The following is a 24,023-nucleotide window of genomic DNA, read 5'->3' on the forward strand; positions in this document are numbered from 1 at the left end:
ACGCCCGGTTACATTCCGAACCCGGAAGCTAAGCCTTTCAGCGCCGATGGTACTGCAGGGGGGACCCTGTGGGAGAGTAGGACGCCGCCGAACAATTATTCAGAAAGCCCTGGTGGGGACCGAAAGGTCTCTGCCAGGGCTTTCTTGCATTTCCGGCCCGGAACCAGCCGTTACAGGTTGTCTCCGGCCCGGTCTCCGGGGATGCATCCGCATCCCCGGAGACGAAACGGCTTATTACTCGTTGCCCTGGCCGGCCGCACGGGCCAGCTCGAGGTCGAGCGATTCACGGCGGATGCGCTGGTCCATATAGAGCAGCGCGGTGACCCCGGCAGTAATCGGCAGGGTGAGCGCAGAGCTGATGGTCGCGCTGATACCGCTAATGATCAAAGAGGGCCAGGTCACCGGGACGGTATCCGGCGAACCGCCGTTCATGATCAATTCAATGACGCCGGCCGGAATCTCGACAATCGCACTCACCACGAAAACCAGGAGAGTGGCCAGGAGCTGTATTCCGAAGATCCGCCACCATGAGCCGCTGACGAGTTTGCCGGAACGCCGCATGGCGGCGATCACGCCCTGCTTCTCCAGTATCAGGGCCGGCGCCGCGAGGCTGTAGCGAATCCACAGCCATGCCGCCGCGGCCATGCCGGCCAGCCCGCCCAGGGCCGTCAGCGCGACTCCGCCGCTCTCGTTTCCGGCCGCGACGAGCGCCAGGCCCGGTACCAGCCCCACGGCGAAGGAGCCGGTGATCAGGAGCGTGACCAGGCAGAACAGGCCCGTCATGGAGAGCAGGCGGGGGCGGGCTGCCGCCCAGGTCTCGCCTGCCGGAGCCGGACGGCCCAGGACGGCGCGGCTGACCACCACGGTCAGCATGGCAGCCGCGATGATCGAGCCGATGAGCCCGATCAGCGAAGCGGCCGCCAGGCCGCCCAATGCCTGCTTGAGGGCCTCCACGAGCTCGTCGAGGCTCGCCGTCTCCTGGTCGCGGAGTGCGCTCAGGTCCACCAGATCGCGGAACCAGAGGCCCGTCACCACCGTTCGTACCGCCTGGGTCGCCACGGCAACCGTCAGCGACACCCCGAGGGCGGTCCGCCAGTACTTGCGTGCGGTGGTGAAGGCGCCGTCCAGGATTTCGCCCACGCTCAGCGGCCGCAGCGGGATCACGCCCGGCTGGGGCGCCGGGGGGACCGCCGGCCGCCAGGGATTGTTGCCCCAGCCGCCGCCCGCCTGGCCCCAGCCGGGGCCTCCGCTGCTGTTGGCGCGCGCCCGGTCCCGGCCGGACGGGGTCCGGCCCGGAGAGTCGTTCATTTTCTGCTGCTCCTTCTGATGCCCGTTCCTTCGCCGTGCGGCGGGCGCCGGGCCCGGTTGCCAGTGCGGTCATCGTGTCACGCGCCTCCCGGGCACCAGCGGGCTCGTAACGCCACGGCGGAGTGGCGCGCCACGTAAGGGGGAGCGGGGCGGAGGAGCCCTTCAATAGTTGGTGTACGCGGGGCAGACTGGACTAATGGCTGATCAGCGCTCGGCACCCCAGTCCCTCACCGGAACTTCCACCGTCCCCGCTCTGCGCTGGGAGGAACTGCCAGAAGGGCCCGTGATCGTCCTCCTCGACCAGCGGCGGCTTCCCACGGACGAGATCGAACTGGTCTGCACCGATGTACCCGCGCTCGTAGAGGCCGTCCGCACCCTCGCCGTACGGGGCGCTCCGCTGCTCGGAGTCGCCGGCGCCTACGGGGTCGCGCTCGCGGCCGCGCGGGGCTTCGACGTGGACGGAGCGGCCGAACTGCTCGCTCACGCCCGTCCCACTGCCGTGAACCTGGCCTACGGCGTCCAGCGGGCCCTGGAGGCCTATCAGGGGGCCCTCAAGGGGGGCGGTGACGCGGGCAGGGCCGCCGCAGCCGCCCTGGCCGCGGCCAGGGCTCTGCACGCCGAGGACGCCGAGGCCAGCGCCTGCATGGCGGCGCACGGCCTGGCCCTGCTGCAGGAACTGCTGCCGGGCGGCGGCTTCCGTGTTCTGACCCACTGCAACACCGGCGCGCTGGTCTCCGGCGGCGAGGGCACGGCGCTGGCGGTGGTGGGCGCGGCGCACCGGATCGGGGAGCTGCGCAGGCTGTGGGTCGACGAGACGCGGCCGCTGCTGCAGGGGGCCCGGCTGACCGCCTACGAGGCGGCGCGTGCGGGAATGCCGTACACCCTGCTCACGGACAATGCGGCGGGCTCGCTGTTCTCGGCGGGCGAAGTGGACGCGGTGCTGATAGGAGCGGACCGGATAGCGGCCGACGGCTCGGTGGCCAACAAGGTGGGAAGTTATCCGCTGGCCGTGCTGGCGCGCTATCACCACGTGCCGTTCATCGTCGTCGCGCCGACGACGACCGTGGACCTCGGGACCGCCGACGGGGCGGCCATCGAGGTGGAACAGCGACCCGGTCATGAGGTGACGGAGCTGCCCGGTGCGGAGGCCGGCGTGCCCGTCGCGCCCCTCGGAACTCAGGCGTACAACCCTGCGTTCGATGTCACACCGCCCGAGTTGGTGACCGCGATTGTCACGGAAAACGGCGTTGTTTCCCCCGTGACGGAGGCGGGTTTGGCGGAGCTGTGTGACAGGTCACGATCGGGTAATGGGATGATGTCGATATGAAGGGACGCGTCCTTGTCGTCGACGACGACACAGCACTGGCCGAGATGCTCGGAATTGTGCTTCGTGGTGAAGGTTTCGAGCCGTCGTTTGTAGCGGACGGCGACAAGGCACTGGCTGCTTTTCGAGAGGTCAAACCTGATCTTGTTTTGCTCGATCTGATGCTGCCCGGCCGTGATGGCATTGAGGTGTGCAGACTGATCCGGGCCGAGTCCGGTGTGCCGATCGTGATGCTGACGGCGAAGAGCGACACGGTGGACGTGGTGGTCGGGCTGGAGTCCGGCGCCGACGACTACATCGTGAAGCCGTTCAAGCCCAAGGAGCTGGTGGCCCGCATCCGGGCGCGCCTGCGCAGGTCGGAGGAGCCGGCGCCGGAGCAGCTGGCGATCGGCGACCTGGTCATCGACGTGGCGGGTCACTCGGTCAAGCGCGACGGGCAGTCGATCGCGCTGACTCCGCTGGAGTTCGACCTGCTGGTGGCGCTGGCCCGTAAGCCGTGGCAGGTGTTCACCCGCGAGGTGCTGCTGGAGCAGGTCTGGGGCTACCGCCACGCCGCCGATACGCGGCTGGTGAACGTCCACGTGCAGCGGCTTCGCTCGAAGGTCGAGAAGGACCCCGAGCGGCCGGAGATCGTGGTGACCGTCCGTGGTGTGGGCTACAAGGCCGGGCCGAGCTGACATGACCGGCAACGGTGCCGCTCCGGAGCGGGACGCGGGGCGGCCCGTCGGCACGGCGGCGGGCGGCATATCGATCTTCCGTCGCCTCTGGCGCGCCGGAAGGATGCTGTCCGACGGCGCGGGCGCGGCGCCCGTGCATCCGTTGCTGCGCCTGTATGTGCGCTGGGTGCGCCGTCCGCTGCTGCCCGCGATGCGGCTGTGGCGGCGCAACATCCAGCTGCGGGTGGTCGCCACCACGCTGGTGATGTCGCTCGGTGTGGTGCTGCTGCTCGGTGTGGTCGTGATCGGGCAGGTGCGCAACGGCCTGCTGGACGCCAAGCGGCACGCTTCGCAGAGCCAGGCCGAGGGCGGGTTCAAGGCGGCGCGTGACGCCGCCGACCCCGGTGCCGAGGGGCGCGGCCAGGACGGCTCGCAGTCCGGTGGGCGTGGGAACCCCGATTCCGGAGCGTGGCTGACGGCGCTCGTGCAGCAGCTCGCCAGTGGCGGGCAGGGCGTCTACCACGTGGTGGCGCTCAGTGCGGGCGGCCCGCGCGCCTCGGGGGACATCGATCCCGAGCACAGCGTGCCGGCCGACCTGCGCAAGCAGCTGGACCGTCGCCCGGGCACGTTCGAGAAGCCCGGGACGATCAAGCGGAGCGCCTCCGACGAGGGGGAGCCGGCGCTGATCGTCGGAAAGCAGCTCTACGACGTCAACGGCAAGGCGTACCAGCTCTACTACCTCTTCCCGTTCACACAGGAGGAGAAGTCGCTCAGCCTGGTCAAGGGCACGCTGGCGACCGCCGGGGTGTTCGTGGTGGTGCTGCTGGGCGCCATCGCGTGGCTGGTGGTGCGGCAGATCGTCACGCCCGTACGCATGGCGGCGAGCATCTCCGAGCGGCTCGCGGCGGGCGTGCTGCAGGAGCGGATGAAGGTCACCGGCGAGGACGACATCGCACGTCTGGGTGAAGCCTTCAACAAGATGGCGCAGAACCTGCAGGTCAAGATTCAGCAGCTGGAGGAGCTGTCGCGGATGCAGCGGCGGTTCGTCTCGGACGTCTCGCACGAGCTGCGGACACCGCTGACGACCGTGCGGATGGCGGCGGACGTCATTCACGAGGCGCGCGACGGCTTCGATCCGGTCACCGCGCGCTCGGCCGAGCTGCTGTTCGGGCAGCTCGACCGCTTCGAGTCGCTGCTGGCCGATCTGCTGGAGATCAGTCGTTTCGACGCGGGTGCGGCGGCGCTGGAGGCCGAGCCGATAGACCTGCGCGACGTGGTGAACCGCGTGGTGGACGGCGCGCTGCCGCTGGCGGACCGCAAGGGCAGCAGGCTGCTGGTGCGCGGCAGCGAGCAGCCGGTGATCGCCGAGGCGGACGCGCGGCGTGTGGAGCGCATTCTGCGCAACCTGGTGGTCAACGCCGTCGAGCACGGCGAGGGCCGGGACGTGATCGTGCGGCTGGCCACGGCCGGCGGTGCGGTGGCGGTCGCGGTGCGCGACTACGGCGTGGGTCTCAAGCCGGGCGAGGCGACGCGGGTGTTCAACCGGTTCTGGCGCGCCGACCCCGCCCGGGCCCGTACGACCGGCGGTACCGGTCTGGGCCTGTCGATCGCCGTGGAGGACGCGCGTCTGCACGGTGGCTGGCTGCAGGCGTGGGGCGAGCCGGGCGGCGGTTCGCAGTTCCGGCTGACGCTGCCGCGCACGGCGGGCGATCCGCTGCGCGGTTCGCCGATCCCGCTCGAGCCCGAGGACTCCCGGCGCAATCGCGGACTGAACGAGGCGGGCATGCCGCCGGTGCTGCCGGGCCGGGGGTCGCCCGTACCGGTGCAGAACAAGAACGTACGTCCTACGGCCGACCCGACGGCTCTGCCGGGCAGCGGCGCGCGCGTGGTGACGCGGCCGGGCGGCACGCTGGGCGGCGAGAAGAGCGGTGAGAAGGCGCCCGGCGAACGGTCCGGTGACGAGGCCGGCGGCAGTGGCGCGAACGGCGCGGCCGACGGCAAGGCGGACGGCTCGGCGGATGGCAGGGCGCCCCGCGGCGGAGGCAGGACCGGAGGCGACCGTGACGGTCAGGGGTAAGGGCACTCGCCGCGCGCGTCCGGTGGCGGGCGTCCTCGCGCTGGCGGTCGGCGGCGGCCTGCTGGCGGGCTGCGCTTCCATGCCGGACAGCGGTTCGGTCAATTCCGTGGACTCCTCCCAGCGCGCGGACGCCGACGCGCAGGTGCGGGTGTACGGGGTGCCGCCGCGCAAGAACGAGCAGCCGCTGGAGCTCGTGGCGGGCTTCCTGGAGGCGACCACGAGCGACGACCCGAACTACGACACGGCCCGGATGTACCTGGCGAAGGCCGTGAAGCGGCAGTGGGACCCGTCGGCGTCGACCATCGTGCTGGCCCAGACGCCGCAGGTGCGCGTGGAGCGGGTCGGCGGTGACCGGGAGCAGGCGTACACCGTCACGCTCACCGGCAAGCAGATCGCGGTGGTGGACGCCAAACACGCGTACAAGCCGGACGAGCGCGACTACAAGGCGCAGCTGCACCTGGCGCGCGAGGACGGTGAGTGGCGCATCGACGCTCTCGAACCGGGTCTGGTGCTGGGCGCGTCCGAGTTCCAGCGCATCTACCGTTCGGTCAATAAGTACTACTTTGCCGAGCTGGGCTCCGGTGGCGGCAGGGCGCGCGACGTGCTCGTCGCCGATCCCGTCTATCTGCGCAAGCGGATAGACCCCGTGACGTCGACGGTGAAGGCCCTGCTGGACGGTCCGACGACGTGGCTCGACCCGGTCGCCGGCACGGCCTTCCCGACGGGGACGCGGCTGCAGGACCAGCGGCTGTCGCTCGACGACTCCAACGCCCTGAAGGTGCGGCTGAACGAGCGGGCGGGGGGCGCCAACCAGGACCAGTGCCTGCGGATGGCCGCGCAGCTGCTCTATACGGTGCAGGAGTCGGCCAAGGTCACCGATGTGACGCTGCAGCGCAAGGACGGCTCCCGGCTGTGTGCGCTCGGCAAGGAACAGGCGAAGTACTACGCGCCCGACCAGACGTCCGGGCGTCCGGACCGGCAGTACTACGTGGACGGGCAGCGCCGGATCGTGAGCCTGGCCGACGGTGACGAGGAGCCGCGCCGGGTGGCGGGGCCCCTCGGCGCGGACGGTGCGGTGCAGTGGCGGTCGGTGGCGGTGGACCGGACCGAGCGACGGGCGGCGGCGGTGTCCGCCAACGGACAGTCGCTGTACGTCACCTCCCTGCAGTCGGGCGCGGCTCTGGGCGATGCCCGGCTGAGCGTGCTGGGCGGTACGTCCGCGAAGACGGGGCTGACGGCGCCGAGCTGGGACGGGCTGGGTGACCTGTGGGTCGCGGACCAGGACCCGGAGAAGCCGCGGCTGCTGCGGCTGGCAGGCGGTACGGGCGCGCCGGAGGAGGTCCGGGTGCCCGGGCTCGACGGCGGGCGGATCACCGGGTTGCGGGTGTCGGCGGACGGGGTGCGGATCGCGTTGCTGGTGACGAAGGGCGACCATACGGTCCTCAAGCTCGGCAGGGTCGAGCGGCAGGGGAGCGCGGGGCGGCCGAGTCTGTCGGTGCAGGAGTTGCGCTCCGTCGCGCCCCGGCTGGAGGAAGTGAACGCCGTTTCGTGGGCGGGCGCCAGCAGACTGCTGGTGGCGGGCAGCGAGCAGGGTGGCCTGCAGCAGCTGCAGTACATCGAGACGGATGGCTCCCAACCGAACGGTTCGGGGCTGCCGGGCATCACGGGTGTGCGCGGCGTGGCCGCTCCTGAGACCCCGGGCAAGGCCCAGACGCTGGTCGCCGAGGGCGAGGGCGGGATCGTGCGGCTGCAGCCGGACACCAACTGGAAGCTGGTGACCAAGGAAGGCTCGGCGCCGGTCTACCCGGGGTAGGCGCCGGGGCACGGGACGTACGCACGGACGCGACTCCCCGCCGGGCGCGCGGCCTCGTGCGCACAGCCGCTGGTCATGAGCCCGTGCGGGAGTTATCCACAGGGGTGGCGGGCCCGTGCCGGCGGCGGGACAGTGGATGCATGGGCGGGTGGTGGCAGGAGATCGCCGGATTGGTGCTGCCGGCGGACTGCGCGGGATGCGGACGGTCCCGTGTCGTGCTGTGCGACGAGTGCCGTGAGGAGCTGTGCGGGCGGGCGGTGCGGCGGGTGTGGCCGGATCCGGTGCCCGCGGGCTTGCCGCGTGTGCACGCGGCCGCGCGGTACGGCGACGCGGTGCGGGCGGTGCTGCTCGCGCACAAGGAGCGGGGCGGCCTGGGACTGGCGGAACCTCTGGGTGCCGCGCTGGCGGGCGCGGTACGGGTGGCCGGTTGCTCAGGTGCGGGGCGGGGCGTAAGGGCCCGCAGGGGGCCGTTGCTGCTCGTTCCGGTGCCTTCCGCGCGGCGTGCGGTGGCCGGGCGGGGCCACGACGCGGGACGGCGGATCGGGCTGGCGGCGGCCCGGGTGCTGCGGGCGGCCGGAGTGCCCGCGCGGGTGGCGGCGGTGCTGCGGCTGCGGCGGGCCGTGGCGGACCAGTCGGGGCTCGACGCCCGGCAGCGCAGGGCGAATGTGTCGGGGGCGATGGGGGTAGCCGGGGGAGTGGACCGCCTCTGGAGGGAAGGAGGGCCGGTCGTGCTGGTCGACGATCTGATGACGACCGGAGCCTCGCTGGCGGAGGCCGCGCGTGCGGTCTCGGGCGCGGGCGGGCGCATCGTGGGAGCGGCCGTGGTCGCTGCTGCTCCACGAGCTTTCGAATCCAACCGGAACTGACGGAGAACGCCCTGCGTTCCTGATGGAAACGGTCGTGAAACACCTGAATGGAGGTACGTTGCGGTAGGGGGTACCGACGGGCTTCCGAGCGAGATATGTTCGGTTGTGAGGAATGGCAAGAGCTATGCCTCATATCTCCGATTGGCGCGCTTCGTATGCCTTCGATGAAGCTTGGAACAAGCGAGAAGAGCCGGGAAGCGATGGGGTGTAGATCTTGTCGACGGGGGAGGAGGAGGTGAAAACCGCCTAGTCGGTGGTTCCGGGTATCCCCGGGGCCTGATGCAAGAGGGATGTGCTCCGCAACCTTCGGCGGAGCGATCCGGGAACGGAGTTCTGCGTGGACATCGTCGTCAAGGGCCGCAAGACAGAGGTCCCCGAGCGGTTTCGCAAGCACGTGGCCGAGAAGCTGAAGCTGGACAAGATCCAGAAGCTCGACGGCAAGGTGATCAGCCTCGACGTGGAGGTGTCCAAGGAGCCCAACCCCAGGCAGTCCGACCGCTCCGACCGCGTGGAGATCACCGTGCGTTCCCGTGGACCGGTGATCCGGGCGGAGGCCGCAGCGACGGATCCCTACGCCGCGCTCGATCTCGCCACGAGCAAGCTCGAGGCGAGGATGCGCAAGCAGCACGACAAGCGTCTCGCCCGCCGGGGCAACGGACGCATCCCGGCGAGCGGTGTCGGGGCGCTGGTCAGCGGCGCGGCGGAACTCAACGACAAGGGCGAACTCACCGCGGAGCAGGGTCCGGGCGAGGTGCCCGTCACCCATATGGGACCGCTGGAGATCCGGGGCGAAGGCCCCCTGGTGGTCCGCGAGAAGACGCACTCCGCGGCCCCCATGGCGCTCGACCAGGCACTCTACGAAATGGAGTTGGTCGGCCACGACTTCTATCTGTTCGTCGACTCCGAGACGAAGATGCCCAGTGTCGTCTACCGGCGGCACGCCTACGACTACGGCGTCATCCGTCTCAACAGCGACCCCTTCTACACCGGAGAGCCCGGTGGTGCGGGCGGTGAGCTCGGCGGCTGATCCGCGAGGCCCCGGCCGCCGTGTGCGGCCGGGGCACGTGTGAGCCGCCGGCCCGTCCCGGTGCCCTCGGAGCGCTGACGCGCTCCCGGGGCACCGATCCATGCGGCCATGGAAGAGCGGTCCGGCATGAAATCATGGTCGAGCCCAACCACCGGCCCGCCGGAACGGGTTGGCGCGGCGCAGACAGTGCAACCGCAAGGGGCCATGGCCTTCTGGGGGAGGAACGATGGCGGACAGGTTCGGGCCCGTGAGCGTGCCCGGCGAGGACGACGACGAGGGCGCCCGCGCGGACCGGGGCGCCACGCGGGAGGAACCCATCCGGGTCCTGGTCGTGGACGACCACGCCCTCTTCCGCCGGGGGCTGGAGATCGTGCTGGCGCACGAGGAGGACATCCAGGTCGTGGGGGAGGCCGGGGACGGTGCGGAGGCGGTGGACAAGGCGGCCGACCTGCTGCCGGACATCGTGCTGATGGACGTACGGATGCCCAAGCGCGGCGGCATCGAGGCCTGCACCTCCATCAAGGAGGTGGCGCCCAGCGCGAAAATCATCATGCTGACGATCAGCGACGAGGAAGCCGACCTCTACGACGCCATCAAGGCCGGGGCCACCGGCTATCTCCTCAAGGAGATCTCCACCGACGAGGTGGCGACCGCGATCCGGGCGGTGGCGGACGGCCAGTCCCAGATCAGCCCGTCGATGGCGTCCAAGCTGCTCACCGAGTTCAAGTCGATGATCCAGCGCACCGACGAGCGCCGGCTGGTGCCGGCGCCCCGGCTCACCGACCGCGAGCTGGAGGTGCTCAAGCTCGTCGCGACCGGCATGAACAACCGTGACATCGCCAAGGAGTTGTTCATCAGCGAGAACACGGTCAAGAACCATGTCCGCAACATCCTGGAGAAGCTGCAGCTGCACTCCAGGATGGAGGCGGTGGTCTATGCGATGAGGGAGAAGATCCTCGAGATCCGGTGAGCGGATCAGCCCAGGGCGCGGACCAGCGCGGCGGCCAGCTTCGCGTCGTCGCAGCGCTCGATGCGCACGGCGTCGCAGCCCACCCACTCGGCCGCCTCCCGCAGCGCCCGGGCCATGGGTTCCACGGCCTTGGGGCCCGCCATCGACACCTGCCGCGCCACCAGCGTCCCGCCGTCGCGCGCCGGATCCACCCGGCCCGCCAGCCGGCCGCCCGTCAGCAGCGGCATCACGAAATAGCCGTGCACCCGCTTCGCCTTGGGGACGTAGGCCTCCAGCCGGTGCGTGAAGCCGAAGAGCCGCTCGGTGCGCGGCCGGTCCCAGATCAGCGAGTCGAACGGCGAGAGCAGCGTCGTGCGATGCCGCCCCCGGGGCTCGTCGGCCAGCGCCGCCGGATCCGCCCACGCCGGCTTGGACCAGCCCTCCACCTCCACCGGCACCAGGCCCGTACCGGCTATGACGGCGTCGACCTGCTCGCCCTTGAGCCGGTGATAGTCCGCCAGGTCGGCCCGGGTGGCCACCCCCATCGCCGCGCCCGCCTGCGCGACCAGGCGCCGTATGCACTCGCCGTCGTCGATGTCGTCGTGCAGGAGCGCGTCCGGGACCGCCCGCTCGGCCAGGTCGTACACCCGCTTCCAGCCGCGCCGCCGGGTGCAGACCACCTCGCCGGTGTCCAGCAGCCACTCCACCGCGATCTTGGTCTCGGACCAGTCGTACCACTCTCCCCCAGCTGCCGCTGGGAGGTGCCCCCAGCCGTTCTTGGCGCCGCCCAATTCCGTTGCCGTCAGGGGGCCCTCGGCCCTGAGCCGGTCCCGCACGGCCGCGCACGAGCGCTCGGAGTCCTGCATCACGTGCCAGCGGTGGCCGCGCGCCTTCATGGCCCGGCGCCGGAAGGCGAAGTGCGGCCACTCCTCGACCGGCAGGATGCAGGCCGCGTGCGACCAGTACTCGAAGGCGTGGTCGCCGCTCCAGTACGCCGACTCCACCGCGGTGCGCCCCAGGGCGCCCAGGCGGGCGTACGGCACCAGCTCGTGCGAGCGGGCCAGCACCGAGATCGTGTCCAGCTGGACCGCGCCCAGCCGGCGCAGCACCCCGCGGGCGCCCGCCCGCCGGTCGGGGGCCCCGAGCAGGCCCTGGGCGCGCAGCGCCAGGCGGCGGGCCTCGTCGGCGGAGAGCCGGGCCTGGGGGCGGGGAGCCCCGGCCGTACGGGCCTTGGCGGTGACGGCAGTTGTCATACCGATCACCCTAGAGGCGGCCACTGACAACGCCCGGGAAAGGATCAGCCGCGCTCGGGAAACGGCAGGTAGGGGGCGCGCGTCGGCATCCCCAGGTCCGAGGGGAGCAGGGAGCCGATCCAGGCGTCGCGGCGCGTGCCGTTGTAGGGGATCTTCGAACGCAGGGTGCCCTCCATCCGGAAGCCCGCCTTGAGGGCGACGCCGCGCGAGGCCTCGTTGCCGGCCTCGGCGTACCACTCCAGTCGCTCGACGCCCAGGTCCTCGAAGGCCCAGCGGATCACCTCGTGCGCCGCCTCCACGGTGTAGCCCCGGCCGCGCTGCTCCTTGGCCGTCCAGTAGCCGAGCTCCGCCTGCCGCTCGGGGGCGCGCAGCTGGGCGAGCCGTACCAGGCTCATCGAGCCGGTCAGCTGTTCCCCGTCCCGGGTGAAGACGCCGAACGTGTACGTGCAGTCCTCGGCCCACTCGCGCGGGCACGTCTCCTCGACGAAGGCACGGGCGTCCTCCGGCGTGTACGGGGAGGGCACGCCGGTGTAGCGCGGAATGTCCGGGTCCTGGCAGGCGGCGTGCACGGCGGGGACGTCGGCGGAGGTGAAGGGGCGCAGCACCAGCCGCTCGGTGGTCAGACGTACGGGCTCCATGGGCGGAGTCTAGATTCGGCGGCGGAAACCGTGTCCGAATATCGGAGCCCGGCACTTTCCGGACGCGGCGTTCGTTCTCCGTGCGGGTGACACCCGGCCTCGGTGACGACGGACCTCCCGGCGCGGTGGGGTCCTCGCTTACGATGGCCGTTGCGGCGGGGACTGTCCCGTCGTGCCCGCGCACCCGACCGTGCACAGGCCCGACCGGCAAGGAGCCAGCCTACGTGTCCGTCTTCGGCAAGATCATGCGTGCAGGAGAAGGCAAGATCCTGCGCAAACTGCACCGCATCGCGGACCAGGTCAATTCCATCGAAGAGGACTTCCTGAACCTCTCCGACGCCGAGCTGCGCGCGCTGACCGACGAGTACAAGCAGCGGTACGCCGACGGCGAGAGCCTGGACGACCTGATGCCCGAGGCGTTCGCGACCGTCCGTGAGGCGGCCAAGCGCGTGCTCGGCCAGCGTCACTACGACGTCCAGCTCATGGGTGGCGCCGCCCTGCACATGGGGTACGTGGCGGAGATGAAGACCGGTGAGGGCAAGACCCTCGTCGGTACCCTCCCGGCGTATCTGAACGCGCTGTCGGGCAAGGGCGTGCACCTGATCACGGTCAACGACTACCTCGCCGAGCGCGACTCCGAATTGATGGGCCGGGTGCACAAGTTCCTCGGTCTGTCGGTCGGCTGCATCCTGGCCAACATGACCCCGGCGCAGCGCCGCGAGCAGTACGGCTGCGACATCACGTACGGCACGAACAACGAGTTCGGCTTCGACTACCTGCGCGACAACATGGCCTGGTCGCAGGACGAGCTCGTCCAGCGCGGCCACAACTTCGCGGTCGTCGACGAGGTCGACTCCATCCTGGTCGACGAGGCCCGTACGCCGCTGATCATCTCCGGCCCGGCCGACCAGGCCACGAAGTGGTACGGCGACTTCGCCAAGCTGGTCACGCGGCTCACCAAGGGTGAGCCCGCCAACCCGCAGAAGGGCGTCGAGGAGACCGGCGACTACGAGGTCGACGAGAAGAAGCGCACCGTCGCCATCCACGAGGCCGGTGTGGCCAAGGTCGAGGACTGGCTGGGCATCGACAACCTCTACGAGTCGGTCAACACCCCCCTGGTCGGGTATCTGAACAACGCCATCAAGGCGAAGGAACTGTTCAAGAAGGACAAGGACTACGTCGTCATGGACGGCGAAGTCATGATCGTCGACGAGCACACCGGCCGTATCCTCGCCGGCCGCCGCTACAACGAGGGCATGCACCAGGCGATCGAGGCGAAGGAAGGGGTGGACATCAAGGACGAGAACCAGACGCTCGCCACGATCACCCTGCAGAACTTCTTCCGCCTCTACAGCAAGCTGTCCGGTATGACCGGTACGGCCATGACCGAGGCCGCCGAGTTCCACCAGATCTACAAGCTCGGCGTGGTGCCGATCCCGACGAACCGGCCGATGCAGCGTGCGGACCAGTCGGACCTGATCTACCGCACCGAGGTCGCGAAGTTCGCCGCCGTGGTCGAGGACATCGCCGAGAAGCACGAGAAGGGGCAGCCGATCCTGGTCGGCACCACCTCGGTCGAGAAGTCCGAGTACCTCTCGCAGCAGCTGGCCAAGCGCGGCATCCCGCACGAGGTGCTCAACGCCAAGCACCACGAGCGCGAGGCGCAGATCGTCGCCCAGGCCGGCCGCAAGGGCGCCGTCACGGTCGCCACCAACATGGCCGGCCGCGGTACCGACATCAAGCTCGGAGGCAACCCCGACGACCTCGCCGAGGCGGAGCTGCGCCAGCGCGGCCTGGACCCGGTGGAGCACGTCGAGGAGTGGGCGCAGGCGCTGCCCAGCGCCCTGGAGAAGGCCGAGGCCGCGGTCAAGGCCGAGTTCGAGGAGGTCAAGTCGCTCGGCGGCCTGTACGTCCTGGGCACCGAGCGCCACGAGTCGCGGCGCATCGACAACCAGCTGCGCGGTCGTTCCGGCCGTCAGGGCGACCCGGGCGAGTCCCGCTTCTACCTGTCGCTGGGCGACGACCTGATGCGTCTGTTCAAGGCCCAGATGGTCGAGCGCGTGATGGCCATGGCCAACGTGCCCGACGACGTGCCGATCGAGAACAAGATGGTCACCCGTGCCATCGCCTCCGCCCAGTCGCAGGTCGAGCAGCAGAACTTCGAGACGCGCAAGAACGTCCTGAAGTACGACGAGGTGCTCAACCGCCAGCGCGAGGTCATCTACGCCGAGCGCCGCCGGGTCCTGGAGGGCGAGGATCTGCAGGATCAGATCACGCACTTCATGGACGACACCATCGACGACTACATCCGCCAGGAGACCGTCGAGGGCTTCGCGGAGGAGTGGGACCTGGAGCGGCTGTGGAGCGCGTTCAAGCAGCTCTACCCGGTGAAGGTCACCATCGAGGAGCTGGAGGACGCGGCCGGCGACCGCGCGGGCATCACGGCCGAGTTCATCGCCGAGTCCGTCAAGGACGACATCCACGAGCAGTACGCGGCCCGCGAGGAGCAGCTCGGCTCCGACATCATGCGTGAGCTGGAGCGCCGCGTCGTGCTGTCGGTCCTGGACCGCAAGTGGCGTGAGCACCTCTACGAGATGGACTACCTCCAGGAGGGCATCGGCCTGCGGGCGATGGCCCAGAAGGACCCGCTGGTCGAGTACCAGCGCGAGGGCTTCGACATGTTCACCGCGATGATGGAGGGCATCAAGGAGGAGTCCGTCGGCTACCTGTTCAACCTGGAGGTCCAGGTCGACCAGCAGCTTGAGGAGGTCCCGGTCGAGGAGGGCGCGCAGGCTCCCTCCCTGCAGAAGGTCCAGGACACCGTGCCGGCCGCCCGGCCCGAGATCCGCGCCAAGGGCCTGGACGCTCCGCAGCGGCCCGACCGGCTGCACTTCTCCGCCCCCACGGTCGACGGTGAGGGCGGCGTGGTCGAGGGCGACTTCGCCAACGACGACACCGGTGAGTTCCGCTCCGAGGCCGACGGCATGACCCGCGCCGAGCGTCGCAAGGCGCAGAAGAACGGTGGCGGCCGCCGTCGCAGGAAGTAACCGCCGCAGTGGCTCCGGAAGGGGGCGGGACACAGGACGTGTCCCGCCCCCTTCGGCGTGTGCCGCTCAGGTGCGCGCCCCGCCCAGCTCCACGGCCGCGCAGCGCCACTTTTGGTCCGGGCAGTGCTCCAGCCGGAAGGCCAGCGCCTGCAGCCGGTCGCCGGAGGCGATGCGGGCGAACGCCTCGATCACCCCGGGCCGGGGCTGGAACTCGTCGCAGTGGCGTACGAACGGGGTGGCGCGGTGCGGAGGTGCGGGGCGCAGGGGCGCTCCCGGCGCCAGTTCCGCCAGCTGGTCGTAGGCCGGGGGGAGGGTGTGTCCGAGCATCCAGTGGACCGGACGCTGTCCGCTGAGGGTGAGCAGCAGCCGCTCGGCGAACCAGTAGCGCGGGTGCCGCCGCTCCCGCTCGTGGCGCCGGGCCGCGGGGTCGGCTCCCGGGCGCCGGGCGTCCGTGCGCCGCGGCGGGCCGTACTGCCTGGTGCCGGCCGGTCCCCTGGTCCTGTACATGCGATCGCCCCCGCGTCGCCGGGCCCGGTCGGCGTGCCGTACCGGGCGGTAGCTTCGGTCGGTGATCTTCTATCGGCGTCCTCCGGCGTGCGGCAAGCAGGAGCGGGCGGCCGCGCGGGGGCCGGCTGCGTTCACCTATCCGGGGGTGGCGGGCCGTGGCGGGCGGGCGGAGCGCGTGACGGCCGGCTCCGGCGGCCCCGCGCACAGGGGCCGACCGGCACTTCGAAGGGGTACTCCCGCCCGTATGCTGGCACCACCATCCGTAAGTCGTCAGGAATCAGGAAAGCGGCGGTCATGCGCGTCTACGTCCCTCTGACCCTCCACGGTCTCGCCGAGGCGCACAAGGCGGGCCAGCTGGGCCCGGCCCCGCTGGACGCCTACGCCGTCACCCCGGCCCTGCGCGAGTGGTACGTCTCCGACGACATCGAGGAGCTGGAGTACGCGGCGCTCGGCCGGGCCGCCCTGGGCTCGCTGCGGCAGCTGGCCGCCGAGCCGGCCGCCCCGCGCCGACGGGTGGTCGTGGCGGTGGACGTGCCGGACGGCGCGGTGAGCGCCGAGGTGGAGCGCGGCCTGGACCAGTCGGAGTTCGGCGCGGTGCGGCTGCGGGAGCCGGTGCCGCTGAAGAAGGCCGCGGCCGTGCACGTCGACTCCGGCGACGCCGAGGAGGACGTGGCCGCCGCCGCGGCCGCGCTGGGCGCGGCGGACCGGGGCGACGACGACGCGCAGTTCACGGTGGACGGCGCCGAGGACCACGAGCTGCTGTGGTTCGGCGTCCAGGAGATCCCGAACCTCCTCTGACCGCGTTGTCGTACCCGCCCGGTACCGTCGACGCATGGGGACGCACAACATGGGCAAGCACACGGCGCACATCGTCTGGGACTGGAACGGCACGCTCTTCCACGACATCGACGCGGTGATGTCGGCGACGAACGCCGCCTTCGCGGAGATCGGCCTGGAGCCCATCACCCTGGCCCGGTACCGCGCGCTGTACTGCGTGCCGATCCCGCGCTTCTACGAGCGGCTGATGGGCCGCCTGCCGACGCAGGCCGAGTGGGACCACATGGACCTGGTCTTCCAGCGCCACTACCAGGACCACCACATACGCTGCGGCCTCGCGGACGGCGCGGAGTCGCTGCTGGCCGGCTGGCAGGAGACCGGCGGCACCCAATCGATCATGTCGATGTACGGGCACGAGGACCTGGTCCCGCTGGTCCGGGGCTTCGGCATCGAGCGCAGATTCATCCGGGTGGACGGACGCACGGGACCTTCCGGCGGCAGCAAGACCGAGCACATGGCCCGCCATCTCGACGGGCTCGGCGGCATCGCCGCCGGCCGCACGGTCGTCATCGGCGACGCGGTGGACGACGCGGTGGCCGCGGCGCACGTGGGCGCCCACGCCGTGCTGTACACGGGTGGTTCCCACAGCCGGGAGAGCCTGGTGGAGGCGGGGGTGCCGGTCGTCGACACGCTCGCGGAGGCCGTCGCGGAGGCCGAGCGTCTCGTCGGCTGAGCCGTCGCTGTCCAGAGCGTCAAATTTCGACCCCCGGATTTGTACAGAAGCAGCCCGTGACGATATCGGGGGGAAGAGCGATAGCCTTACCAGGTGATCAGCGCGATATCCCGCAGGGGCGCCGATGCCTCTGTCCTGCGCCCGGGCCGCCACAGCGCCCGGGTCGCCGCTGGTCCCTGGAACCGGGCACGGATGACGAAGTTCTCCCAGAATCGCCCGGCAACCCCTCATCCCGGCATACCGTCGATGACGACCGGAGACCCCGCGTCGCGACGGGCAGCCATCACCACCTATGTCACGCAACGGCGCGCGACAGGAGCCAGAGGACATGCAGACCAAGCTGGACGAAGCCAAGGCCGAATTGCTCGAGCGGGCGGCGCGGGTCGCTGAGAAGGGTGAGGGCGGGCTCGACCGGGCGACCCTGGCCGCCTACCTCCAGCGCTACTACCTGCACACCGCTCCCGAGGACCTCACCGGACGGGACCCGGTCGACGTCTACGGTGCGGCGATCTCGCACTACCGGCTGGCCGAGAACCGGCCGCAGGGCACGGCCAACGTGCGCGTCCACACCCCGACCGTGGAGGAGAACGGCTGGACTTCCAGCCATTCCGTGGTCGAGGTCGTCACCGACGACATGCCCTTCCTGGTCGACTCCGTCACCAACGAGCTCTCCCGGCAGAACCGCGGCATCCACCTGGTCATCCACCCGCAGGTGATCGTCCGCCGCGATGTGACCGGCCGCCTCCTCGAGGTCCTGGGCTCCGCCTGCGACGCCCACGGCGCCGGCAAGGACGCCGAGCTGCCGCACGACGCCCTCATCGAGTCCTGGATCCACGTCGAGATCGACCGCGAGACCGACCGCGAGGACCTCAAGCAGATCGCCGCCGACCTGCTGCGCGTCCTCAACGACGTCCGCGAGACGGTCGAGGACTGGGGCAAGATGCGCGACGCCGCCCTGCGCATCGCCGACACCCTCGCCGACGAGCCCACCGACGACATCCCGGGCACCGAGATCGACGAGGCCCGCGAGCTGCTGCGCTGGCTGGCCGCCGACCACTTCACCTTCCTCGGCTACCGCGAGTACGACCTGACCAAGGCCGCCACGGAGAACGGCGAGGAGGACGTCCTGACGGCCGTTCCCGGCACCGGCCTGGGCATCCTGCGCTCCGACCCCTCCCACACCGCCGACGGGCACCACGACGGCCACCACGCGCCGCTGGCGCGCCCCTCCTCGCAGTCCTTCAACCGGCTCCCGGCGGACGCCCGCGCCAAGGCCCGCGAGCACAAGCTGCTCGTCCTCACCAAGGCCAACAGCCGCGCCACCGTGCACCGCCCCTCCTACCTCGACTACGTCGGGGTCAAGAAGTTCGACGCCGAGGGCAACGTCATCGGCGAGCGGCGCTTCCTGGGCCTGTTCTCCTCCGCCGCGTACACCGAGTCCGTCCGCCGTGTCCCGGTCATCCGCCGCAAGGTCGCCAAGGTCCTGGACGACGCCGGCTTCAGCCCCGACAGCCACGACGGGCGCGACCTGCTCCAGATCCTGGAGACCTACCCGCGCGACGAGCTGTTCCAGACGGACACCGATCAGCTGCGGGCCATCGCCACCAGCGTCCTCTACCTCCAGGAGCGCCGCCGGCTGCGGCTGTACCTGCGCCGCGACGAGTACGGGCGCTACTACTCCGCCCTGGTCTACCTGCCGCGCGACCGCTACACCACCGGTGTGCGGCTGCGCCTGATCGACATCCTCAAGGAGGAGCTCGGCGGCACCAGCGTCGACTTCACCGCCTGGAACACCGAGTCGGTCCTCTCCCGGCTGCACTTCGTCGTCCGCGTCGAGCCCGGTGCCACCCTGCCCGACCTCACCGACGCCGACGGCGACCGCATCGAGGCCCGCCTGGTGGAAGCCGCCCGCTCCTGGGCCGACGGCTTCGCCGAGACCCTGACCGCCGAGGTCGGCGAGGAGCGCTCCGCCGAGCTGCTGCGCCGCTACGGCCAGGCGTTCCCCGAGGGCTACAAGGCCGACCACACCCCGCGCGGCGCCGTCTCCGACCTCGGTCACCTGGAGAAGCTGACCGTGGCCGGCGGCGGCCACGACTTCGAGCTCAGCCTGTACGAGCCGGTCGGCGCCGCCCCCGGCGAGCGACGCTTCAAGATCTACCGCACGGGTGAGCCGGTCTCCCTGTCCGCCGTGCTGCCGGTGCTGCACCGGCTCGGCGTCGAGGTCGTCGACGAGCGCCCGTACGAGCTGCGCTGCTCGGACCGGACGACCGCCTGGATCTACGACTTCGGCCTGCGGATGCCCGAGCGCATCGAGGGCGACGACGCGCGCACCCGCTTCCAGGAGGCCTTCGCGGCCGTCTGGACCGGCGAGGCGGAGAACGACAACTTCAACATGCTGGTGCTGAAGGCCGGCCTCGACTGGCGCCAGGCCATGGTGCTGCGGGCCTACGCCAAGTACTTGCGGCAGGCTGGTTCGCCGTTCAGCCAGGCGTACATGGAGGACACCCTCAGCAACAACGTCCACACCACCCGCCTCCTGGTCAACCTGTTCGAGGCCCGGATGTCGCCCGCGCTCCAGCGCGCCGGCAACGAGCTGATCGACGGGATGCTGGAGGAGCTGGACGGCGCCCTGGACCAGGTCGCCAGCCTGGACGAGGACCGCATCCTGCGGGCCTTCCTCACCGTCATCAAGGCCACGCTGCGCACCAACCACTTCCAGCGCGACGCGGCGGGCAACCCGCACCCGTACCTGTCGATCAAGCTGGACCCGCAGGCCATCCCGGACCTGCCGGCCCCGCGCCCGGCGTTCGAGATCTGGGTCTACTCCCCGCGCGTCGAGGGCGTGCACCTGCGCTTCGGCAAGGTCGCCCGAGGCGGTCTGCGCTGGTCCGACCGGCGCGAGGACTTCCGCACCGAGGTCCTGGGCCTGGTCAAGGCGCAGATGGTGAAGAACACCGTCATCGTGCCCGTCGGCGCCAAGGGCGGCTTCGTCGGCAAGCGGCTGCCGGACCCGTCCGTGGACCGCGACGCATGGCTGGCCGAGGGCATCGCCTCGTACAAGACCTTCATCTCCGGTCTGCTCGACATCACCGACAACATGGTCGCCGGCGAGGTCGTGCCGCCCAAGGACGTCGTGCGCCACGACGAGGACGACACCTACCTCGTCGTCGCCGCCGACAAGGGCACCGCGACCTTCTCCGACATCGCCAACGAGGTCGCCCAGTCCTACGGCTTCTGGCTCGGCGATGCCTTCGCCTCCGGCGGCTCGGCCGGCTACGACCACAAGGGCATGGGCATCACCGCCCGCGGTGCCTGGGAGTCGGTCAAGCGCCACTTCCAGGAGCTGGGCCACAACACCCAGACCGAGGACTTCACGGTCGTCGGTGTCGGCGACATGTCCGGTGACGTGTTCGGCAACGGCATGCTGCTCTCCGAGCACATCCGCCTGGTGGCCGCCTTCGACCACCGGCACATCTTCCTCGACCCCACCCCGGACGCGGCCGTCTCCTACGCCGAGCGCCGCCGTCTGTTCGAGCTGCCCCGCTCCTCCTGGGCCGACTACGACACCTCCCTGCTGTCCGCGGGCGGCGGCGTCCACCCCCGTACCGCCAAGTCGATCCCGGTCAACGCGCACGTGCGCCAGGCCCTCGGCATCGAGGCGGGCGTCACCAAGATGACCCCCGCCGAGCTGATGAAGGCCATCCTCAGCTCGCCGGTCGACCTGCTGTGGAACGGCGGCATCGGTACGTACGTCAAGGCGTCCACCGAGTCGCACGCCGACGTGGGCGACAAGGCCAACGACGCGATCCGCGTCGACGGCCAGGACCTGCGGGTCAAGGTCGTCGGCGAGGGCGGCAACCTGGGCCTGACCCAGCTCGGCCGCATCGAGTTCGCCCTGACCGGCGGGCCCGAGTCCACCGGCGGCCGGATCAACACCGACGCCATCGACAACAGCGCCGGTGTGGACACCTCCGACCACGAGGTGAACATCAAGATCCTGCTCAACGCCCTCGTCACCGAAGGCGACATGACCGTCAAGCAGCGCAACAAGCTGCTGGCGGAGATGACCGACGAGGTCGGCGAGCTGGTCCTGCGCAACAACTACGCGCAGAACGTCGCGCTGGCCAACGGTGTGGCCCAGGCCCCCAGCCTGCTCCACGCCCACCAGCGGATCATGCGCAGGCTCACCCGCGACGGCCACCTGGACCGCGCCCTGGAGTTCCTGCCCTCCGACCGGCAGATCCGCGAGCGGCTGTCCGCCGGCCGCGGGCTGACCCAGCCCGAGCTGGCCGTCCTCCTCGCCTACATCAAGATCACCACGGCGGAGGAGCTGCTCACCACCGAGCTGCCCGACGACGCCTACCTGCAGCGACTGCTCTACGCCTACTTCCCGCAGGCGCTGCGCCAGTCGTTCGGCGAGCAGATCGACAACCACGCGCTGCGTCGCGAGATCATCACGACCGTCCTGGTCAACGACACGGTCAACTCCGGTGGCTCGACCTTCCTGCACCGTCTGCGGGAGGAGAGCGGGGCGTCCCTGGAGGAGATCGTCCGGGCGCAGACCGCCGCCCGTGAGATCTTCAGCCTGAACGCCGTCTGGGACGCCGTCGAGGCGCTCGACAATGTCGTCGCCGCCGACGTCCAGACCCAGATCCGGCTGCACTCACGCCGTCTGGTCGAGCGCGGCACGCGCTGGCTGCTCAACAACCGGCCGCAGCCGCTGCAGCTGGCCGAGACGATCGACTTCTTCCGCGACGACGTCGACACGGTCTGGGGCGAGCTGCCCAAGCTGCTGCGCGGCGCCGACATGGAGTGGTGGCAGTCGATCCACGACGAGCTCACCGCCGCCGGGGTCCCCGACGACCTGGCGACGCGGGTCGCCGGCTTCTCGTCGGTCTTCCCGGCGCTGGACATCGTGGCCACCGCGGACCGTACGGGCAAGGCGCCGCTGGACGTGGCCGAGGTCTACTACGACCTGGGCGACCGGCTGCACATCTCCCAGCTGATGGACCGGATCATCGAACTGCCGCGGGCCGACCGCTGGCAGTCCATGGCCCGCGCCTCCATCCGTGAGGACCTCTACTCCGCCCACGCGGCGCTCACCGCCGAGGTCCTGTCCGCCGGCAACGGCACCTCCACCCCGGAGGAGCGGTTCCTGACGTGGGAGGAGAAGAACGCCGCGATCCTCACCCGTGCGCGGACGACGCTGGACGAGATCCGCGGTTCGGACTCGTTCGACCTGGCCAACCTGTCGGTGGCCATGAGGACGATGCGCACGCTGTTGCGTTCGCACGCCTGAGGCGTCGGCTCCATATTCAAGTAAAAGGGGCGGCTCCGGGGAAAACCCCCGGAGCCGCCCCTTTCGCATGCTAAGAGAGATGGATGAGAGTCGTTTCGCGGCTTGTGTCCACCCCGGCGCGCCGGGAGACGGCCGGCGCGGTGGCCGTCCATCTGGCGGTGTCGGTCATCGGCTTCACCGTTCTCCTGCTGATCAATCGTCACCTCGGACACGACGTGGAGTGGCTGCTGTACCGCTGGGACAGCGGCAACTACCTGCGGGTCGCCGAGCGGGGCTATCCGAGTTTCATCCCCTACCGCCCCGACGGGACGCCCGACTACACCCGGCTGGCCTTCTTCCCGCTCGTCCCCGCGCTGATCCGGGGCGTCCACTTACTGACGGGGCTGTCCTTCGCCCATGCGGGGGTGCTGATCTCCTGGTGCGCGGCGGCGGTGGCCGCGGCGGGCGTCTACCGGCTCGTACGGTCGGCCGGGGGCGGGTCCGGGGCGGGGTACGCGTGCGTGGCGCTGTGGTCCTGTTCGCCGTACGCCTTCGCGCTGTGGGTGCCGTACTCGGAGGCGGTCTTCAGCGCGCTGCTGGTGTGGACGCTGGTGGCGCTGGTGGCGGGGCGGTGGGTGACGGCCGGCGTGCTGTGCCTGCTGGCCGGTGCCGTGCGGCCGACGGCGGTGGTGCTGATCGCGACGCTGCTGCTGACGGCCGGCTGGGCGGCGGTGCGCGGCCGGGACGGCTGGCGGCCCTGGCTGGCGCTCGTCCTGGCGCCGCTGGGGCTCCTGGGCGGCTGGCTGTACCTGGGCAGCCGGGTGGGCCGCTGGGACGGCTGGTTCGAGGCGGAACGGGCCTGGGGGCAGTCCTTCGACTTCGGCAGCGGCACGGTGCGCTACATCGGTGAACTCCTGACCTACCGCGACGCCCCGGCGGCCGAGGACATCCGGCACGCCGCCGTGCTCGCCGTGGTGCTGCTGACGGCCGTGGCGGTGCTGGCCCTGGCGCTGGACCGGGACGTGCCGCGGGTGCTGGTGGTGCTGGTCGCCGGGGCATGGGTGCTGATGATGGGCACGCCCAGCTCCCACTACTCCAAACCACGCTTCATCCTGCCGTTCCTGCCGGTTCTGCTGCTGTTGGTGGCCAGGCCGCTCGCGCGTGCTCCGCTTGGGGTGCGGATCTGTCTCTACGGTGGAGGTGCGGTGGTCTCGGGTTGGTACGCGGCCGGGTTGCTCGTGCTGTTCGACGGGTCGCCGTGACGGGAGCCGTGCCGGGCGCCGCGGCCGGGCAGGGCCCTGAAGACCCAGGCCCGGTAGGACCAGAAGCGGAACAGCGTGGCCGTGCCGATGCCCAGGAACTTGAAGAGGTTGCCGAGCAGCGGGCCGTCCCAGCCGAAGCCGTAGGTGGCGACGTACAGGACGCCGTTCTCGATGACCAGCCCGATGACGCTGAAGACCGCGAAGAGGGCGATCTCCCTGCTGCGGTGGCTCTTGTCGCGGTCGCGGTAGGTGAAGTAGCGCAGCCCCAGATAGTTGAAGGCGATGGCGACGACCGTCGCGATCACACTGCACCGCACCACCGGGAGCCCGGTGGCCCCTCGGCACACGTTGAAGACGCCGAGGTTGACGAAGATCCCCAGCCCGCCCACCGTGCCGAATTTGGCGAACTCGTGTCCGAGTGCCACCAGGCGGGTCCGGCCGGGCGGGCGCTTCCCCCTCGAGTGCGTCGGTCGCAAGGGCATCTCCAGATACGGTCGCCACGCGTAGC

At 70.7% G+C, this 24,023-nt stretch carries 17 protein-coding genes and 1 rRNA gene; 13 read left to right on the forward strand and 5 right to left on the reverse strand.

The genetic code is table 11. The features are described from left to right. A 5S ribosomal RNA gene (gene rrf / locus ACIGXW_RS18985) occupies positions 1 to 93 on the forward strand; the annotation flags it as partial. 141 nt (positions 94 to 234) lie between these two features. Here rrf and ACIGXW_RS18990 read toward each other — a convergent pair. Continuing rightward, on the reverse strand, positions 235 to 1,308 hold the full coding sequence (locus tag ACIGXW_RS18990) for a glycerophosphoryl diester phosphodiesterase membrane domain-containing protein (protein WP_399574076.1): 1,074 nt from the start codon (positions 1,306 to 1,308) through the stop codon (positions 235 to 237). Positions 1,309 to 1,504: 196 nt separating this feature from the next. Here ACIGXW_RS18990 and mtnA point away from each other — a divergent pair, with 196 nt between their 5' ends. The 7 genes from mtnA to ACIGXW_RS19025 all read left to right on the forward strand — a co-directional run bounded on the left by mtnA (position 1,505) and on the right by ACIGXW_RS19025 (position 10,041). Beyond that, a complete protein-coding gene (mtnA, locus tag ACIGXW_RS18995) occupies positions 1,505 to 2,635 on the forward strand; it encodes an S-methyl-5-thioribose-1-phosphate isomerase (RefSeq protein WP_399574078.1) in 1,131 nt (376 codons plus the stop codon). Next, on the forward strand, positions 2,632 to 3,309 hold the full coding sequence (mtrA, locus tag ACIGXW_RS19000; RefSeq protein ID WP_055539974.1) for a two-component system response regulator MtrA: 678 nt from the start codon (positions 2,632 to 2,634) through the stop codon (positions 3,307 to 3,309). Before mtnA ends, mtrA begins: the two co-directional genes overlap by 4 nt. Before the next feature lies 1 nt (position 3,310). Next, positions 3,311 to 5,365, forward strand: a complete 2,055-nt coding sequence (gene mtrB / locus ACIGXW_RS19005; protein ID WP_399574079.1) for an MtrAB system histidine kinase MtrB — start codon at positions 3,311 to 3,313, stop codon at positions 5,363 to 5,365. After that, complete coding sequence (locus ACIGXW_RS19010) at positions 5,349 to 7,178, forward strand: LpqB family beta-propeller domain-containing protein (protein ID WP_399574080.1); 1,830 nt, start codon at positions 5,349 to 5,351, stop codon at positions 7,176 to 7,178. Before mtrB ends, ACIGXW_RS19010 begins: the two co-directional genes overlap by 17 nt. Positions 7,179 to 7,318: 140 nt before the next feature. Then, entirely contained in the window at positions 7,319 to 8,044 is a 726-nt protein-coding gene (locus ACIGXW_RS19015; protein WP_071964882.1) for a phosphoribosyltransferase family protein, read from the forward strand. 337 nt (positions 8,045 to 8,381) lie between these two features. Continuing rightward, a complete protein-coding gene (gene hpf / locus ACIGXW_RS19020) occupies positions 8,382 to 9,071 on the forward strand; it encodes a ribosome hibernation-promoting factor, HPF/YfiA family (protein WP_071964881.1) in 690 nt (229 codons plus the stop codon). 226 nt (positions 9,072 to 9,297) lie between these two features. Continuing rightward, positions 9,298 to 10,041: a response regulator transcription factor gene (locus ACIGXW_RS19025; RefSeq protein WP_360909380.1), complete on the forward strand. Its 744-nt coding sequence runs from the start codon at positions 9,298 to 9,300 to the stop codon at positions 10,039 to 10,041. A gap of 5 nt (positions 10,042 to 10,046) precedes the next feature. Here ACIGXW_RS19025 and ACIGXW_RS19030 read toward each other — a convergent pair whose 3' ends face one another. Further along, positions 10,047 to 11,273 (reverse strand): winged helix-turn-helix domain-containing protein, encoded by a 1,227-nt coding sequence (locus ACIGXW_RS19030; protein WP_399574081.1) that lies wholly within the window; start codon positions 11,271 to 11,273, stop codon positions 10,047 to 10,049. Between the two features lie 44 nt (positions 11,274 to 11,317). Then, positions 11,318 to 11,911 carry a GNAT family N-acetyltransferase gene (locus ACIGXW_RS19035; RefSeq protein WP_399574082.1) on the reverse strand — a complete coding sequence of 198 codons (594 nt, stop codon included), beginning with the start codon at positions 11,909 to 11,911 and terminating at the stop codon, positions 11,318 to 11,320. Between the two features lie 224 nt (positions 11,912 to 12,135). Here ACIGXW_RS19035 and secA point away from each other — a divergent pair, with 224 nt between their 5' ends. After that, the gene (gene secA / locus ACIGXW_RS19040; RefSeq protein ID WP_399574083.1) at positions 12,136 to 14,958 is read left to right on the forward strand and encodes a preprotein translocase subunit SecA; all 2,823 of its coding nucleotides are present in this window, start codon (positions 12,136 to 12,138) and stop codon (positions 14,956 to 14,958) included. Between the two features lie 66 nt (positions 14,959 to 15,024). On the opposite strand, the gene ACIGXW_RS19045 is transcribed toward secA, so the two are convergent. Next, positions 15,025 to 15,465, reverse strand: a complete 441-nt coding sequence (locus ACIGXW_RS19045) for an Rv3235 family protein (RefSeq protein ID WP_071964885.1) — start codon at positions 15,463 to 15,465, stop codon at positions 15,025 to 15,027. 294 nt (positions 15,466 to 15,759) lie between these two features. Between ACIGXW_RS19045 and ACIGXW_RS19050 the strand changes: the two genes are divergently transcribed. The 4 genes from ACIGXW_RS19050 to ACIGXW_RS19065 all read left to right on the forward strand — a co-directional run bounded on the left by ACIGXW_RS19050 (position 15,760) and on the right by ACIGXW_RS19065 (position 23,515). Continuing rightward, entirely contained in the window at positions 15,760 to 16,263 is a 504-nt protein-coding gene (locus ACIGXW_RS19050) for a DUF6912 family protein (RefSeq protein ID WP_399574084.1), read from the forward strand. Positions 16,264 to 16,312: 49 nt separating this feature from the next. Continuing rightward, positions 16,313 to 16,975: an HAD family hydrolase gene (locus tag ACIGXW_RS19055; protein WP_399574625.1), complete on the forward strand. Its 663-nt coding sequence runs from the start codon at positions 16,313 to 16,315 to the stop codon at positions 16,973 to 16,975. A 328-nt stretch (positions 16,976 to 17,303) separates the two neighbouring features. Next, on the forward strand, positions 17,304 to 22,274 hold the full coding sequence (locus tag ACIGXW_RS19060; protein WP_399574085.1) for an NAD-glutamate dehydrogenase: 4,971 nt from the start codon (positions 17,304 to 17,306) through the stop codon (positions 22,272 to 22,274). A gap of 83 nt (positions 22,275 to 22,357) precedes the next feature. Then, entirely contained in the window at positions 22,358 to 23,515 is a 1,158-nt protein-coding gene (locus tag ACIGXW_RS19065) for a hypothetical protein (protein ID WP_143170298.1), read from the forward strand. On the opposite strand, the gene ACIGXW_RS19070 is transcribed toward ACIGXW_RS19065, so the two are convergent. Next, positions 23,443 to 23,997 carry a GtrA family protein gene (locus tag ACIGXW_RS19070; protein WP_399574087.1) on the reverse strand — a complete coding sequence of 185 codons (555 nt, stop codon included), beginning with the start codon at positions 23,995 to 23,997 and terminating at the stop codon, positions 23,443 to 23,445. The genes ACIGXW_RS19065 and ACIGXW_RS19070 overlap by 73 nt on opposite strands. Positions 23,998 to 24,023 lie beyond the last annotated feature (26 nt).

It is taken from the genome of Streptomyces sp. NPDC053079, assembly GCF_044546695.1.
Taxonomy (GTDB): domain Bacteria; phylum Actinomycetota; class Actinomycetes; order Streptomycetales; family Streptomycetaceae; genus Streptomyces.